Genomic DNA, 15,144 nt, shown 5'->3' on the forward strand with positions numbered 1-15,144 from the left:
CCGCCCGTAGGTCGGCTGCGGTCCCTGATCCCGGTGCGCAGCGTCGCCGGGCAGATGTTCCTGCTCCAGGTCGTCGTCGCCGTACTGATCATCGTCACCGCGCTGGTGGCCCTCGTGGTCCAGTCCCGCGACGAGACCGCGACCGTGGCCCGGCAGCGATCCCTGGGCATCGCCGAGACGCTGGCGTACGCCCCGGACACGCTGAAGGCCATGACCGGCCCCAACCCCTCTGCGGTGCTCCAGCCCATCGCCGAGAGGATCATGAAAGGGGCCGATGTCGACCTCGTCGTCATGTACTCGAAGGACGGGATCCGCTACACCCATCCCAACCCGGCCTTCATCGGGAAACCCGTCCCCGGTTCCCGCACGCCACCGCGTTCCCCCATGACCCAGACCCTCGAGACCACCCAGGGACGTGCGGTGGTCTCGTACGTCCCCGTCACCAAGGCCGACGGCACGGCTGTCGGCACGGTCGCGGTCGGGTTCACGGTCGAGAAGGTGAAGAGCATTGCGGCCCAGGAGCTTCCGCTCCTCCTCGGGGCGGGGGCCGGGGCGCTGGCCTTGTCCGCCGGCGGCACGGCGCTGGTGAGCCGGCGGCTGCTGCGCCAGACGCACGGTCTGGGGCCGGTGGAAATGACACGGATGTACGACCATCACGACGCCGTGCTGCACGCGGTGCGGGAGGGTGTGCTGATCGTCGGCGACGACGGACGGCTGCTGCTGGCCAACGACGAGGCCCGGCGACTGCTGGACCTGCCCCCGGACGCGGAAGGGCGCAAGGTCACCGACCTGCCCCTGGACGCGGGCCTGGCCGGGCTGCTGATGTCGGAGTGCACGGCCACCGACGAGGTGCACCTCACGGCCGACCGGCTGCTCGCGGTCAACAAGCGGCCCACCGCTCCGTACGGCGGTCACGCGGGCAGCGTGGTGACGCTGAGGGACAGCACGGAGCTGCGGGCGCTGACGGGGCGGGCCGAAGTGGCGCGCGAGCGCCTGAAACTCCTCTACGACGCCGGGGTGGGCATCGGCACCACCCTGGATGTGACACGCACCGCGCAGGAGCTGGCCCAGGTGGCGGTTCCGCGCTTCGCCGACTCCGTCACCGTGGAACTGGCCGAGGAGGTCCTGCGCGGCGAGAAGCTGGGCGGGGCGAGCACCGCCATGCGCCGTACGGCCGTGAGCGGCTCGCCCGCCCACCGGCCGCCGGCACCGGTGGGCGAGCTGATCCGCTTCTCCCCCGGCTCGCCTCAGGCGCGGTGTCTGGAAAGCGGCCGGGCGGTGCTCGAGGCGGACCTGAGGACCTCGCGGGGTCTGGACCCCGAGCACACACGGCGCCTCCTGGACCACGGCATCCACTCCCTGATCGCGGTGCCGCTGCGGGCCCGCGGCACGGCTCTGGGGACGGTGGACTTCTGGCGCTCGAAGCGGGCGGAGCCGTTCGACGAGGAGGACGCGCCGTTCGCCGAGGAGTTGGCCGCCCGCGCCGCGGTGGCGCTCGACAACGCCCGCCGCTACACCCGTGAGCACACCATGGCGGTCGCCCTGCAGCGCAGCCTGCTCCCGCGCGGCCTGCCCGAACAGGACGCCCTGGAGGTGGCCTACCGCTACCTGCCGGCCCGGGCCGGGGTGGGCGGGGACTGGTTCGACGTCATCGAGCTGTCCGGGGCCCGGGTGGCCCTGGTGGTCGGGGACGTGGTGGGGCACGGGCTGCACGCGGCGGCCACCATGGGCCGGCTGCGCACCGCGGTGCACAACTTCTCCACCCTGGACCTCTCCCCGGAGGAGCTGCTGGCCCGCCTGGACGACCTGGTGGCCCGCCTCGACCAGGAGCAGGTGGCCCAGGGCGGCGACGAGGGGCTCACCGGGGCCACCTGTCTGTACGTGATCTACGACCCGACCTCCGGCGTCTGCTCGCTGGCCCGGGCCGGTCACCCGCCGCCCGCCCTGGTCCACCCCGACGGCACCGTGGTCTTCCCCGAGCTGCCCGCGGGGCCGCCCCTGGGCGTGGGCGGCCTGCCCTTCGAGACCACCGAACTCCGGCTGCCCGAGAAAAGCCGGCTGGTCCTCTACACCGACGGGCTCGTGGTCGACCGCGACCGCGACATCGACACCGGCCTCGAAATCCTGCGCACCGCGCTCGCCCGCCCCGACCGCTCCCCGGAGCAGACCTGCCGGGCGGTGCTCGACGCTCTCCCCCCTGACCGCGCGAGCGACGACATCGCCCTGCTGGTGGCGCGCACCCGCATACTCGGCCCCGAGCAGGTCGCCGACTGGGACGTGCCCCGCGATCCCGCGGCCGTCTCCCGCGTCCGCGCCGATGTCACGGCCCAACTGGAGGCATGGGGTCTGGCGGAGGCCGGGTTCGCCACCGAACTCATCCTCAGCGAACTGGTCACCAACGCCATCCGCTACGGCAGCGTCCCCATCCACGTCCGCCTGCTGCGCTGCCGCAAGCTGATCTGCGAGGTCTCCGACGGCAGCAGTACCTCGCCCCACCTGCGCCACGCGGCCACCACCGACGAGGGCGGACGCGGCCTGTTCCTGGTCGCCCGGTACGCCGAGCGCTGGGGAACCCGGTACACCTCCACCGGCAAGGTCATCTGGACCGAGCAGCCCCTGTACGGCGGCGGACCGGAATCCGGCGGGGAAGTGGACGACCTGCTCGACCAGTGGGCGGACGTGACGCTGTGACGCCTGTTCCGGCCCGGCGTGGGGACGGAACCTCGAGACGTCCGTGGATTCGCTCGGCCGGGCGGGTGAGTTGTCCGCGGTTCTCCGATTGCTCCACAAGGCCGGATGGGTCCTGTTGCCCCACAAGGCCGGACGGGTCCCGTCCGGCCGGCGGGAATTCGCCATTCCGGCGAAGAGCCGTGTGGCGCCCCCGGCAGGACTCGAACCTGCGGCCAAGCGCTTAGAAGGCGCCTGCTCTATCCACTGAGCTACGGGGGCCTGGTGTGGTGGCCTCTGTCCTGGTGCCCGGGTGTGGGCCGATCCCTGACGTTGCCGGGGACAAGGATAGGGCTCCCGGATCCATGTCCCTGTTGCTTCGCCTCCGTGGCTCAATGTGGAGGTTCAGTGAAGCGGTCCTGATAATCGCAGGCAGGTACGAATCGTGCATCGCTTTTGACGTCCGGCGCACCTGGTGTTGTGCACTCGTTATGCCTGGACTCTACCCGCGTCCCAGTCATCCTTTCCGTCCCTTGTGTTCCGTCGGCGCGCGTACATGCTCATATGCTTCAGAATTCCCCTAAAATTGGGCATTCTTCACATGTGGTGACCTTGGACGTACGGCCTCAACTGCTCGACGCACTCTCCGCCCTGCGCGACCGTGTCGCCGCCGCACGCTTCCCGCTGCCCCTGGAAGGGGCTCCACGTGCGCGTGCCAACCGCGACGAGTTGCTCGCCCAGCTCGACGACTATTTGGTGCCCCGGCTCAGAGAGCCCCAAGCGCCGCTGCTGGCGGTCATCGGAGGATCCACGGGCGCCGGAAAGTCCACCCTGGTCAACTCCCTTGTCGGACGGCGGGTCAGCGAGGCCGGCGTGCTGCGGCCGACCACCCGCACCCCGGTACTGGTCTGCCATCCGGAGGACCACCACTGGTTCAGCGGCATGCGCGTCCTGCCCCACCTCACACGCGTGTGGATGCCCCGGGACGAACCCGGCCCCGCGGACGACGTGCTGACGCACGGACACGACCCCTCGCGGATCCTGCGCGTGGAGACCGTCGAGACCCTGCCGCCCGGCCTCGCCCTGCTCGACGCGCCCGACGTCGATTCCCTGATCGCCGACAACCGCGTTCTCGCCGCCGAGCTGATCTGCGCCGCCGACATCTGGGTCATGGTCACCACCGCCGCCCGATACGCCGACGCCGTCCCCTGGCACCTGCTGCGCACCGCCAAGGAGTACGACGCCATGCTCGTGACCGTGCTGGACCGGGTGCCGCACCAGGTCGTCTCCGAGGTCTCCCGCCAGTACGGGGCGCTGCTCACCAAGGCCGGGCTCGGCCACGTACCGCGGTTCACGGTGCCGGAGCTGCCCGAGTCCGCCTGGGGCGGGGGCCTGCTGCCCGCCACCGCCGTCGCCCAGCTGCGCACCTGGCTGGTCCACCAGGCCCAGGACCCCGCCGCCCGGCAGTACGCCATGGCCCGTACGGCCCATGGCCTGCTCGACTCGCTGAAGTCCCGGATGCCCGAGCTGGCCGGCGCCGCCGCCGCCCAGTACGCGGCCGCGCTGCGGCTCACCTCCGCCGTCGACAGCGCCTACGACAGCGAGTACGCGCGCGTGCGGGGCCGGCTGCAGGCCGGCGCCGTGCTCGCCGGGGACGCCCTGAAGCGGTGGCGCGCCTTCCCCCTGGACTGCTCCGCCGACGAACTGCTCGACGCGCTCGTGGAGAGCCTCGGCGCCCTGCTGCTGTGCGCGGTCACCGCCGCCGACGAGCGCATCGACGACGCCTGGCGGCGCGAGCCGGCCGCCGCCGCCCCCGAGCTCGCCGACCGCGACCCGGCGCCGGAGAGCGCCGAGCACCGTATCGGGCTGGCCGTACGGCGGTGGCGGCGCGAACTCGAGGAGTACGCCGAGGACGAGGTGCGCGAGCTGGAGCGCAGCGCCGCGCCGGACCCGGAGGTCGTCGCCGCCCTGGCCGCCACCGGGCTGCTGGGGGGCCGCCGGGCGCGGTCCGCGGGCGAGGGGCTCGCCGAGCGGATCGGCGCGCACGGGGCGCTGCGGCTGCGCGACCGGGCCGGACGGCTGCTCGCTGTCCTTCTGGACCGGGTGATGCACAGGGAGCGCGAGCGGCGCCTGGCCCCGCTCGACGCCCTCGAGGTGCACCCCGAGCCCCAGGCCGAACTGATCGCCGCGCTGTCCGTATTGCTGAAGGAGAGGTGACCGGTGACCGCCGTCACTGACCAGGACCGAACGGAACACACCGAGCAGACGGAGGGCGTCGTCGCCACCGAGGGCAACAGGCCGAGCGGGCAGGAGACAGGGGAGGACAGGACCGAGAACCCTCAGGCGGCCGAGGACGTGCCGGAGGCCGGGAACACGGAGAAGCCGGTGAGCGCCGAGGAGCGCCGCCTCTCCGCTCCCGCGGCGGCGGAGCACGGCGGGACCGCGTCCGCCGCGCTCGCCCACACACGCGTGCGGCACCACGACCGCCCCACGCGCGTGAGGGACGACGACACCCCGAGCCGTACGGAATCCGACGGCGTCTGGGACGACGGGCTGATCGCGCGCCGCGTCACCGAGCCGGCCACCATCGGCGCCGTCCCCCTCCTGCCCGTCGAGCCCAGGTCCCCCAGGCCGCTGCCGGTGCCCCCGCTGACGTACGACGCACCGCTGCGGTCACGGCTCGACGCGCTGCGCGAACTGGTGGGCCTGTCCCGCACCCGGCTCGACAGCGGCACCCTCGCCGAGGCGAGCCGCGTCCTGGACGAGGCGGCGGCGCGGCGCCGCCTCTCCGGGCAGCACACCGTCGTCGCCATCGCGGGCGCCACCGGCAGCGGCAAGTCCCAGTTGTTCAACGCGCTCGCGGGAGTGGCCATCTCGGAGACCGGCGTACGCAGGCCGACCACCGCGGCGCCCATCGCGTGCAGCTGGAGCGACGGCGCGGCGAGCCTCATCGACCGCCTCGGCATCCCGGGGCGGCTGCGCAGACGTCCCCTGCAGGGCCCGGATCCCGACCCGCAGCTGCGCGGGCTGGTCCTGGTCGACCTGCCCGACCACGACTCGGCCGCCGTGCAGCACCGCGAGCACGTGGACCGCATCCTCGCGCTCGTCGACGCCGTCATCTGGGTCGTCGACCCGGAGAAGTACGCCGACGCCGTCCTCCACGAGCGCTATCTGCGCCCCCTGGCCGGCCACGCGGAGGTCATGTTCGTCGTCCTCAACCAGGTCGACCGGCTGCCCGGCGAGGCCGCCGACCAGGTCCTGGACGACCTGCGTCGGCTGCTCGACGAGGACGGGATCGCGCTCGGCGAGTACGGCGAGCCGGGCGCGACCGTGCTCGCGGTGTCCGCGCTCACCGGGGACGGCGTCGGTGAACTGCGTGAGGCGCTCGGCCAGTTCGTGGCCGAGCGCGGGGCCGCGGCGCGGCGGGTCTCGGCCGACGTGGACGCCGCGGCGGTGCGCCTGCGGCCCGTGTACGCCACCCGGAGGAGCGCCGGGCTCAGCGAGGAGGCGCGCGAGGAGTTCGCGGCACGACTCGCGGACGCGGTGGGCGCCACCGCGGCGGGCGAGGCGGCCGAGCGGGCCTGGCTGCGCAACGCCAACAAGGCCTGCGGCACGCCCTGGCTGCGGCTGTGGCGGTGGTGCCAGGACCTGCGCGAGCCGCCCACCGGCCGCCTGCCGCTGCGCACGCAGCCGGACGAGGAGGCCACCGCCCGGCAGCGCGTCGAACAGGCGGTGCGCACGGTGGCCGACCGGGCCTCGGCCGGCCTGCCCACGGCGTGGGCGCAGGCGGTGCGCGAGGCCGCCGTACGCGGTGCCCAGGGGCTGCCCGAGGCACTGGACGAGCTGGCGGCGCGCACCGGGCTGCCCCCGGGGCGGCCGCCGCGCCCGGGCTGGTGGCCGGCCGCGGTCCTCGCGCAGGCGGCGATGACGATCCTCCAGGTCGTCGGGGGGCTGTGGCTGGTCGGCCAGATCGTCGGGGTGATGGCGCCGAACCTGGGGGTGCCGGTACTGCTCATGATCGCCGGCATCGTCGGCGGGCCGCTCGTGGAGTGGAGCTGCCGGATCGCTGCACGCGGACCGGCACGGCGGTACGGGCAGGAGGCGGAGCGCCGGCTGCGGGAGGCCGCGGCGGGGTGCGGCCGTGCCCGGGTGCTGGATCCGGTGGCGGCGGAGCTGCTGCGGTACCGGGAGGTGCGTGAGCAGTACGCACGGGTCATGGGGACGGGGGTGCGGTGAGGCGGGGCAGGGAGCCCTGCCACCCGTACGGGTGAGGGAGTTTTCCACAGGCAGGCGGTGGTCCACAGGCCCCAGCGGGCTCGGCCCGGCGGAGGCAGTCTGGTCCCGCGGCGATCGCGACGGACGCGGTCGTCACGGCAGACGCAGCCGTACGGGACGGGCCCGTACGCGTGTCCGCCCGGCCCGGACGGCCGGGCGGAGGAGGGGATCGAACGATGAACGAGACGATCGTGTGCACCGTGGGCAACGTGGCGACGCAGCCGGTGCACCGGGAGCTGCCCTCGGGTGCCTCGGCGCGGTTCCGGCTGGCGGTGACCTCGCGCTACTGGGACCGGGAGAAGAACGCCTGGACGGACGGGCACACCAACTTCTTCACGGTGTGGGCCAACCGCCAGCTCGCCGGCAACGCTGTGGCGTCGCTGAACGTGGGCGACCCCGTCATCGTGCAGGGCCGGCTGAAGGTGCGCACGGAGACCCGCGATGGCGCCAGCAGGACCTGGGCGGACATCGACGCCCTGGCGATCGGCCACGACCTGGCGCGGGGCACGACGGCCTTCCGGCGCACCGTCAGGGCAGAGCCGCGGATGGCGAGTTCGCCTCCGAGACCGGAACCCACGTGGGAGACACCGGCCCCGGACGCGCCCTCACCGCAACAGCCGGAGCCGGTGGCCGCGGTGACGGGCTGACAGGGGTCGTGAGCCGATCTTGGTCATAACGATTCCGATTCGGATCAGTCATCTGACGATACGACAGTCAAGTGGCGGTGCGGGCGGTCCTTAGGATGCCGGGCATGGCTCTTGGGGCTTGAAGATTCTGCTGGTGGGACCGCACCCCCCTGCGTCAACGGTCCTGCTCGAAGGGGAATTCTGTGTGTGCTTGGTACTCTGCGCCGTCCGCGCGCGGGCGAGGAGCGGCCCGTCTCGCCGCCGCGGCCCTGATGTCGGGACTCGTCGCCGCCGGTGTGATGGCCACCGCCGGCCCGGCCGCCGCCGAGGGGACGTCGCAGAGTCCGGGCGGGGCGACCGCCACCCTGGGCGGCCTGAAGACCTACGGCGCCGCCGTCATCCATGACGACGGCGGGGACCACCAGGTCTCCGCGGGCCTGTTCGAGATGTCCGTCGACGGCGGCGGCACCCTGCAGACCTACTGCATCGACATGCACAACCCCACCCAGCGGGACGCCAGGTACCACGAGACGCCGTGGAGCGGCACCTCGCTGGCGGCCAACAAAGACGCCGGGAAAATCCGCTGGATCCTGCAGAACTCCTACCCGCAGGTGAACGACCTCGCGGCGCTCGCCGCCAAGGCGGGCGTCAGGAACCTCACCGAGCAGGACGCGGCGGCCGGCACCCAGGTGGCCATCTGGCGCTACTCCGACGGCGCGGACGTCGACGCCGTCGACCCGGAGGCCGAGAAGCTCGCGGACTACCTGGAGAAGAGCGCCCGCGACCTGCCCGAACCGCGGGCCTCGCTGACCCTCGACCCGCCGGCCGTCTCCGGCCACCCGGGCGAGAGGTTCGGCCCGGTGACGGTGCGCACGGACGCGAGCAGCGTGACGCTCACACCTCCCGTGGGCGCCGCCACCAGCGGTGTGCGGATCGTCGGCAAGGACGGCAAGGAGATCACGTCCGCCACGAACGGCAGCCAGGTGTTCTTCGACGTCCCCGAGGACACCGCGGACGGCGCGGCCACGTTGACGGCGCAGGCCTCCACCACCGTTCCGGTCGGCCGCGCCTTCACCTCCGACAGCCGCAGCCAGGCCCAGATACTGGCCGGCTCCAGCGAGTCCACGGTCTCCGCGACCGCCCGTGCCACCTGGGCCGCGAAGGGCGCGATACCCGCGCTGTCCGCAGCGAAGAACTGCGCCGAGGGCGGCCTGGACATCACCGCGGCCAACAAGGGCGACGAGCCGTTCACCTTCGAGTTGATGGGCATCCGGCACACCGTCGCCGCGGGCGCCTCCCAGACGGTGACGATCCCGCTCCAGGAGGACCAGGCCTACGACTTCACGATCACCGGCCCGGGCGGCCACGGGCAGCGCTTCACCGGCGTCCTGGACTGCGAGACCCAGGGCAGCCCGGCCGGCACCACGGCCCGGACGCTCAGCGAACCCAGCCCCGCCACGGTCGGCACCCCCTCCACCGGCACCAACCTCGCCGACACCGGCGGCACCGACACCACCCCCCTGATCGCCGCGACCGGCCTCAGCCTGCTGGTCCTGGGCGCCACGGCGCTGAGCATCGTCCGCAAGAAGAAGACAACCCAGGACTGACGTCCAAAGTGGGGCGCTACGACATATATCGGGCTAGCGTGGAAGGAGAGACAGACACATCGAGCGGATGCCCGGCACCGGCCGGTGGAACGGGATGCGACATGACCGTGCAAGCAAGCGGAACAGCCCCCGGCACAGCGCCCACCAGGCACCATGGCGCCCGCGCCGCTGCCGAACGCGTTCTCTCGGGCGATGCGGTGACCATCCCCATCGGCAACCACCGGCTCGAACTGCCGCCGAAGGACCAGCTCGTCTACCTCGCGGGCCTCGGCATCCTCACCGCACTCGACCTCATCGAATGGCCGATCGCCCTCGCCGTCGCCGTCGGGCACGAACTGGCCCGCAGCCACCACGGCAAGACCCTGCGCGAGTTCGGGGACGCCCTGGAAGAGGCGTGACGCACGCTCGCGCCGAGACCGCCCGACGGCGACCGCGGTACCGGACCAGCCACTGACACAGTCCCCGAACCGTTCCCAGAACTCGAAGTGGCCCGAGCCCTCAGCGCGCACAACCGGACGGACGACGCACTGTCGATGATCCTCGAAGCGGAGCAGTGGGCACCGGAGCAGGTCCGCAGTCGCTACCTCGCCCGGGAGCTTGTCCTTACCTGGGTGCGGAACCAGCGCGGCCGACCGAGCCGGACACTGGCGGAGCTTGCCCACCGGCTGCATGTCGTCTGAGGTGGGTACGTTCGGCCGCATGGCAGCGAGCGAGCACGAAGCGAAGATGGCGCATCCGCGCATGGCCGCGGGTGCGCTTTTCTTTGGTGCCGGCGGGCGGGTCCTCATGGTGCAGCCTACCTACAAGGACTACGGGGACATCCCCGGCGGCTACGTCGAGGTGGGGGAGTCCCCTTCCAGGCCGCCGTTCGCGAGGTGAGGGAGGAGCTGGGCATCACTCCTCCGCTGGTGCGCTTGCTGGCCGTCGACTGGGCGCCGAACGATGCCGAGGGCGACAAGGTGCTGTACCTCTTCGACGGCGGTCAGCTCACGTCGGAGGCTCAGGCTGGAGTGACCCTGCAGGCGGACGAGCTGAAGAGCTTTGCGTTCGTGGCCCCCGACGAGGTGGCCGAGCGGACGATTCCGCGCCTGGCTCGACGGATCCTTGCCGCCATCGAGGCCCGGTCATCAGGAGCCGCACCGATCTATCTCGAGCATGGCCAGCAGCCGAACGGCGTTGCCGCATAGCGGTATGGAGGAGGCCGATACGGCCTGAGCCTGGTGCGGTGGAAGTTTCTCTACGTTCATCAAGCACCCGTCGTCGCTTCGCTCCTCCGGGCGGGCGCGGGCGTCCGGCGGCGCCCGCGCTCATGTCTCCGCCTCGCTCGGTACCGCCGGCCGCCCGCTCCCGCCCAAGAGGACAGGCACGCAGTGCATGAGGTCAGAACACGTCGTGGCTGAGGCCGGTCGGCTCCACTGCTTTCAGGCAGCCACTTTGGCGCGAGCCTCGAAGATCATGGCCCCACATCAGGCACCAACGGGCAGGTCCACAAGCCTGCCCGATCCGCGGGCCGGCGTAAGGGGCCATGATCACTCGCGCCAAAGCAGCTCCAGCCCGAAAGCCGCTCCGCCGACCGCGTGTTCGACTGCAGGTCACTGGGGAATCCGTCGTCCCGCTTCGGTGAGGACGAGTGTCAGGCGGCCCAGCCATTCACCGTCGTCCGGGTACTCCCAGTTCTCGGCGTCTGCCAGCAGGGCGGGAAGGTCCTGTCGCGGGACGGAAGGACCGGGTTGAAGACCATGGGCCCCATCGGGGGCGATCCAGGGAATGAGGCGGCACACCTCGACCCAACCTTTGTCGACCAGTGGCAGGAGGATCGCAGCAAGATCTGAGGGGCCCCCGGACGCGAGCGGCTCGTCCAGATCGCCTAGGACACCGGGAAGGATGTCGATCTCGGCCGCGTTGATCATGAAGGCGCGCTCTGCGGGCGACAGCTCGTCTGTAGCGGGATACCTCATTCAGAGATCATTGCAGCTGCCGCCTGGCCGGGCCGTCTCTGGGCCGTCCGAGGCGAATCGACGTTGACAGATGATGACAACTAGTCCCGGCATCCACGCAGGTCACAGGCTCAGCCGCAGTGGGCCGCCGCATGCCAGAGACTTGGGTCGTCACTTCCAGAAGAACTAGCCGATACGTGATCCAACACCGAGTCCTTGCTGGAGCGTTGACCTACCGGGCAAAGGTGAGCAGCATACGCTTGTGATCAGGCATCGTCCCGCGATGACACAGGGCCATCATGGCAGTTGAACCACGGCACGATGTGCGTCGGCTGCGTGCGCGTCTGCGCGGCTACCTCCTCGCCGTGCCGATCCTCGCTGGGGTGGCGGTCATAGGTCACTGGTGGGTGCCTGAACCGTGGTCAGCAAGCATAGAGACCGTGCTCTTCATACTTGCGGCAACCGTGCTCTACGGCGAGATCCGCGCCTGGCGACTCCGTCGTATCCACCGTATGCCCGATTGAGCGGAAAGCAACGGGCAGCAACAGTGAGTGTCCAAGTGCGTGGCAACGCCGACGCACAGCGGCGGACAACCACGCACACCTGTGGACCATCGCAGCAGGTGAGCGGCACGGCGGCCCAAGGTCGAGCGCTCACCCAAGTTGCTTCGGGACGAAGGGGTCCGGGCTTCAAGTCCCGGACGAATCAACCAGATCAGAAGGCCCGCATGTGCACATGCGGGCCTTCTGACGTGGCGGCACGGATCGCCTGGCTCAGCGAGGCGCGTACGCCACACGCTCGAAGGGCCACTCGCGGGCCAGCCAGTCGCTGACGACGCGGTAGAGCTCGGCGTCGAGGGAAGCATGGTCCGCCCGGACCCAGGAGCGGGCGTCAGTAACACCAGGGTCCTGGCGTGAGCCGTATATGTAGACACAGCCGATGACGTCATCCCCGGGGACCGACAGGACGGTGTAAGTGAAGCCGACGCGCCGGTCGAAGTCCTCCGCGTGCCGGCGCAGGTCGTCGAGGTTGGCCTCCAGGGACATGCCCCCTGGAGGCGGCCAGGAGCGGCCGGCGAAGTCGGGGTTGGCTCGAATGTGGGCGATGCTGGAGGTCCAGGCGGCGTGATCGGCAGCATTGTGCTGAGGGCCGAGGGGCTCCAGGCGGAAGCGGTCGGTGGCAGGCGGGTGCGGTACGGCGAAATCGGGAGCCACGAGGGGCTGGTCAGGTGAGGTCACCGCGGGAGATTACCCTCGGGCCCCTACCGATCTCTCGCAAATATTGGGAGACAGCACCGAAAGCCGTCGTGACGAGCCCTGACATCAACAACTCCGGGCAGGCGTGTACCCACGCACGCCGATCCGGTCGTCACGACAACGGGCGACGACACCAGAACCAGCCCGCGATCGAACTCCTGATGCGGTGGTCACACGGCAGCAGCACCAATGGCAGTGACGGCAGCACTGACGGCAGCGACGGCAGCACTGACGGCAACGATGGCGAACAGCAGCGGCACTCGGCGACCTGGCGTGGCAGCCACAGGGTGCGATGGGACTGGCTTACCAAGGCGTGCCCGCATCCTCTAATCGCCTGGTCCTGTGGCTCAGCTCGGTGCAACGGCACGGAGCCAGCCGGCGAGCGCGGAGAAGTCGGCGTCTACGAGGCCTTTGGCCGGGTCGACGCGATGAAGGAGCGACGGCCCAGGATGTTGGGCGGCGACCCAGAGGCGGTCCATGGCGCTGATCTCGTCGTCGACCCAGATGAACGGCCGGCGGTTGGCCCACTCGACAAGGTAGCGGGTCTTCCAGTGCAGGCCGCGTGGGCTGTCGTCGGCGCAGGCGTCCGGCCACTCCACGACGGGCAGCCTTGGCAGTCCGATGTGTGGGGCGACGGCCTCGTTCGCCTCCGCCATCCATGTCGAGGCCCACACGAGATGGCAGCCCAAGGTCATGAGGCGCGGCCCAAGGCCGGGGTCAAGCCGTCCGAGCAGCGGGTTCCCCTGGTCGAGGGACGTCCGGGAGCCGGAAGCAGGGACTTGCAGGCGACTGGGTGACGACCCGAACGGGATGAGTGGGCCGTCAACGTCGAGGAAGAGGATGGGGCGCTCCGCCGCGCTTGTCACGGCGGCACGATAGCCCGGCGGCGGGGGAGTGGCACTCTCTGCCCTGGGCCGTCTGTGGGCCGTCCGAGGCCCCCCGAGGCCGACCAACGGCGACCGACAGCGACAGGCGAGCCACATCCGCCACCAGCGAAGCCCCAGGTCAGCGCCCCACGACCGCACGGGTTTCCGCCCAGGGGTGGCGGTGCGGCAAGATGGGGTGTATCTGCCCACTGCCTGATTTCAAGCTGCCGGACGGTTTCTCTTGGCTGAGTTCATTTACACCATGCGCAAGGCGCGCAAGGCGCACGGCGACAAGGTGATTCTCGACGACGTCACCCTGAACTTCCTGCCGGGTGCCAAGATCGGCGTCGTCGGCCCGAACGGCGCCGGCAAGTCGACCGTGCTGAAGATCATGGCGGGGCTGGAGCAGCCGTCCAACGGTGACGCGTTCCTCACGCCCGGCTACAGCGTCGGCATCCTGCTGCAGGAACCCCCGCTGAACGAGGAGAAGACGGTCCTGGAGAACGTCCAGGAGGGCGTCGCCGAGATCAAGGGCAAGCTCGACCGGTTCAACGAGATCGCCGAGCAGATGGCCACCGACTACTCGGACGCCCTGCTGGAGGAGATGGGCAAGCTCCAGGAGGAGCTGGACCACGCCAATGCCTGGGACCTCGACGCCCAGCTCGAGCAGGCCATGGACGCGCTCGGCTGCCCGCCCGGCGACTGGCCCGTCACCAACCTCTCCGGTGGTGAGAAGCGCCGCGTCGCGCTGTGCAAGCTGCTGCTCGAGCAGCCCGACCTGCTGCTCCTCGACGAGCCCACCAACCACCTCGACGCCGAGTCGGTGCAGTGGCTGGAGCAGCACCTGGCCAAGTACCCGGGCACCGTCGTGGCCGTCACCCACGACCGGTACTTCCTCGACAACGTCGCCGGGTGGATCTGCGAGGTCGACCGCGGCCGCCTGCACGGCTACGAGGGCAACTACTCCAAGTACCTCGAGACCAAGGCCGCCCGCCTCAAGGTCGAGGGCCAGAAGGACGCCAAGCGGCAGAAGCGCCTGAAGGACGAGCTCGAGTGGGTGCGGTCCAACGCCAAGGGGCGGCAGGCCAAGTCCAAGGCGCGTCTGGCCCGCTACGAGGAGATGGCCGCCGAGGCCGAGAAGATGCGGAAGCTGGACTTCGAGGAGATCCAGATCCCGCCGGGCCCGCGCCTGGGCAACGTCGTCGTCGAGGTCAACAACCTCCGCAAGTCCTTCGGGGAGAAGTGCCTGATCGACGACCTCTCCTTCACGCTGCCGCGCAACGGCATCGTGGGTGTCATCGGCCCGAACGGCGCCGGCAAGACCACGCTCTTCAAGATGATCCAGGGCCTCGAGGAGCCGGACTCCGGCAGCATCAAGGTCGGCGACACCGTCAAGGTCTCCTACGTCGACCAGACCCGCGAGAACATCGACCCGAAGAAGTCGCTGTGGGCCGTCGTCTCCGACGAGCTGGACTACATCAACGTCGGCCAGGTCGAGATGCCCTCCCGGGCATACGTGTCCGCCTTCGGCTTCAAGGGACCGGACCAGCAGAAGCCGGCCGGTGTGCTCTCCGGCGGTGAGCGCAACCGCCTCAACCTCGCGCTCACCCTGAAGCAGGGCGGCAACCTGCTGCTCCTCGACGAGCCGACCAACGACCTCGACGTCGAGACCCTGTCCAGCCTGGAGAACGCGCTGCTGGAGTTCCCCGGCTGCGCCGTGGTCGTCTCCCACGACCGGTGGTTCCTGGACCGCGTGGCGACGCACATCCTCGCCTACGAGGGCGACTCCAAGTGGTTCTGGTTCGAGGGCAACTTCGAGTCGTACGAGAAGAACAAGGTCGAGCGGCTCGGCCCGGACGCCGCCCGCCCGCACCGCGCCACCTACAAGAAGCTGACCCGGGGCTGATCGA

General features: G+C 70.9%; 12 protein-coding genes, 1 tRNA gene and 1 pseudogene. 10 read left to right on the forward strand and 4 right to left on the reverse strand.

Features of this window, described 5'->3' with window-relative positions:
* Positions 1 to 54 precede the first annotated feature (54 nt).
* Entirely contained in the window at positions 55 to 2,691 is a 2,637-nt protein-coding gene (locus ACX25U_RS23875) for a SpoIIE family protein phosphatase (RefSeq protein WP_454394475.1), read from the forward strand.
* Positions 2,692 to 2,873: 182 nt separating this feature from the next.
* On the opposite strand, the gene ACX25U_RS23880 is transcribed toward ACX25U_RS23875, so the two are convergent.
* A tRNA-Arg gene (locus tag ACX25U_RS23880) sits at positions 2,874 to 2,949 on the reverse strand.
* 321 nt (positions 2,950 to 3,270) lie between these two features.
* On the opposite strand from ACX25U_RS23880, the gene ACX25U_RS23885 reads away from it, so the two are divergent.
* From ACX25U_RS23885 to ACX25U_RS23920, 8 genes and pseudogenes are all read left to right on the forward strand, one after another.
* Positions 3,271 to 4,884, forward strand: a complete 1,614-nt coding sequence (locus ACX25U_RS23885) for a dynamin family protein (protein WP_454382992.1) — start codon at positions 3,271 to 3,273, stop codon at positions 4,882 to 4,884.
* Between the two features lie 3 nt (positions 4,885 to 4,887).
* Positions 4,888 to 6,903, forward strand: a complete 2,016-nt coding sequence (locus ACX25U_RS23890; RefSeq protein WP_454382994.1) for a GTPase — start codon at positions 4,888 to 4,890, stop codon at positions 6,901 to 6,903.
* A 215-nt stretch (positions 6,904 to 7,118) separates the two neighbouring features.
* Entirely contained in the window at positions 7,119 to 7,589 is a 471-nt protein-coding gene (locus tag ACX25U_RS23895) for a single-stranded DNA-binding protein (RefSeq protein ID WP_454382996.1), read from the forward strand.
* A gap of 251 nt (positions 7,590 to 7,840) precedes the next feature.
* Positions 7,841 to 9,175 (forward strand): Cys-Gln thioester bond-forming surface protein, encoded by a 1,335-nt coding sequence (locus tag ACX25U_RS23900; protein WP_454382998.1) that lies wholly within the window; start codon positions 7,841 to 7,843, stop codon positions 9,173 to 9,175.
* 101 nt (positions 9,176 to 9,276) lie between these two features.
* Positions 9,277 to 9,573: a hypothetical protein gene (locus ACX25U_RS23905; RefSeq protein ID WP_454383000.1), complete on the forward strand. Its 297-nt coding sequence runs from the start codon at positions 9,277 to 9,279 to the stop codon at positions 9,571 to 9,573.
* Positions 9,574 to 9,660: 87 nt separating this feature from the next.
* Positions 9,661 to 9,855 carry a hypothetical protein gene (locus tag ACX25U_RS23910; RefSeq protein WP_454383002.1) on the forward strand — a complete coding sequence of 65 codons (195 nt, stop codon included), beginning with the start codon at positions 9,661 to 9,663 and terminating at the stop codon, positions 9,853 to 9,855.
* Positions 9,856 to 9,916: 61 nt separating this feature from the next.
* A complete protein-coding gene (locus ACX25U_RS23915) occupies positions 9,917 to 10,054 on the forward strand; it encodes an NUDIX domain-containing protein (RefSeq protein ID WP_454394476.1) in 138 nt (45 codons plus the stop codon).
* Positions 9,994 to 10,362 (forward strand): annotated as a pseudogene (locus tag ACX25U_RS23920) (NUDIX domain-containing protein); the annotation flags it as partial. The gene ACX25U_RS23915 and the pseudogene ACX25U_RS23920, both read left to right, overlap by 61 nt.
* A gap of 405 nt (positions 10,363 to 10,767) precedes the next feature.
* Here the strand turns inward: ACX25U_RS23920 and ACX25U_RS23925 are convergent.
* From ACX25U_RS23925 to ACX25U_RS23935, 3 genes are all read right to left on the reverse strand, one after another.
* Positions 10,768 to 11,133, reverse strand: a complete 366-nt coding sequence (locus tag ACX25U_RS23925) for a hypothetical protein (protein WP_458633781.1) — start codon at positions 11,131 to 11,133, stop codon at positions 10,768 to 10,770.
* Positions 11,134 to 11,885: 752 nt separating this feature from the next.
* Positions 11,886 to 12,350 (reverse strand): GNAT family N-acetyltransferase, encoded by a 465-nt coding sequence (locus ACX25U_RS23930; RefSeq protein ID WP_454383004.1) that lies wholly within the window; start codon positions 12,348 to 12,350, stop codon positions 11,886 to 11,888.
* 365 nt (positions 12,351 to 12,715) lie between these two features.
* Positions 12,716 to 13,234 carry an HAD domain-containing protein gene (locus tag ACX25U_RS23935; protein ID WP_454383006.1) on the reverse strand — a complete coding sequence of 173 codons (519 nt, stop codon included), beginning with the start codon at positions 13,232 to 13,234 and terminating at the stop codon, positions 12,716 to 12,718.
* 241 nt (positions 13,235 to 13,475) lie between these two features.
* Here ACX25U_RS23935 and ettA point away from each other — a divergent pair, with 241 nt between their 5' ends.
* Positions 13,476 to 15,140, forward strand: coding sequence for an energy-dependent translational throttle protein EttA (gene ettA, locus ACX25U_RS23940; protein ID WP_454383008.1), 1,665 nt, complete (start codon positions 13,476 to 13,478; stop codon positions 15,138 to 15,140).
* Positions 15,141 to 15,144 lie beyond the last annotated feature (4 nt).

The organism is Streptomyces sp. JNUCC 63, assembly GCF_054366325.1.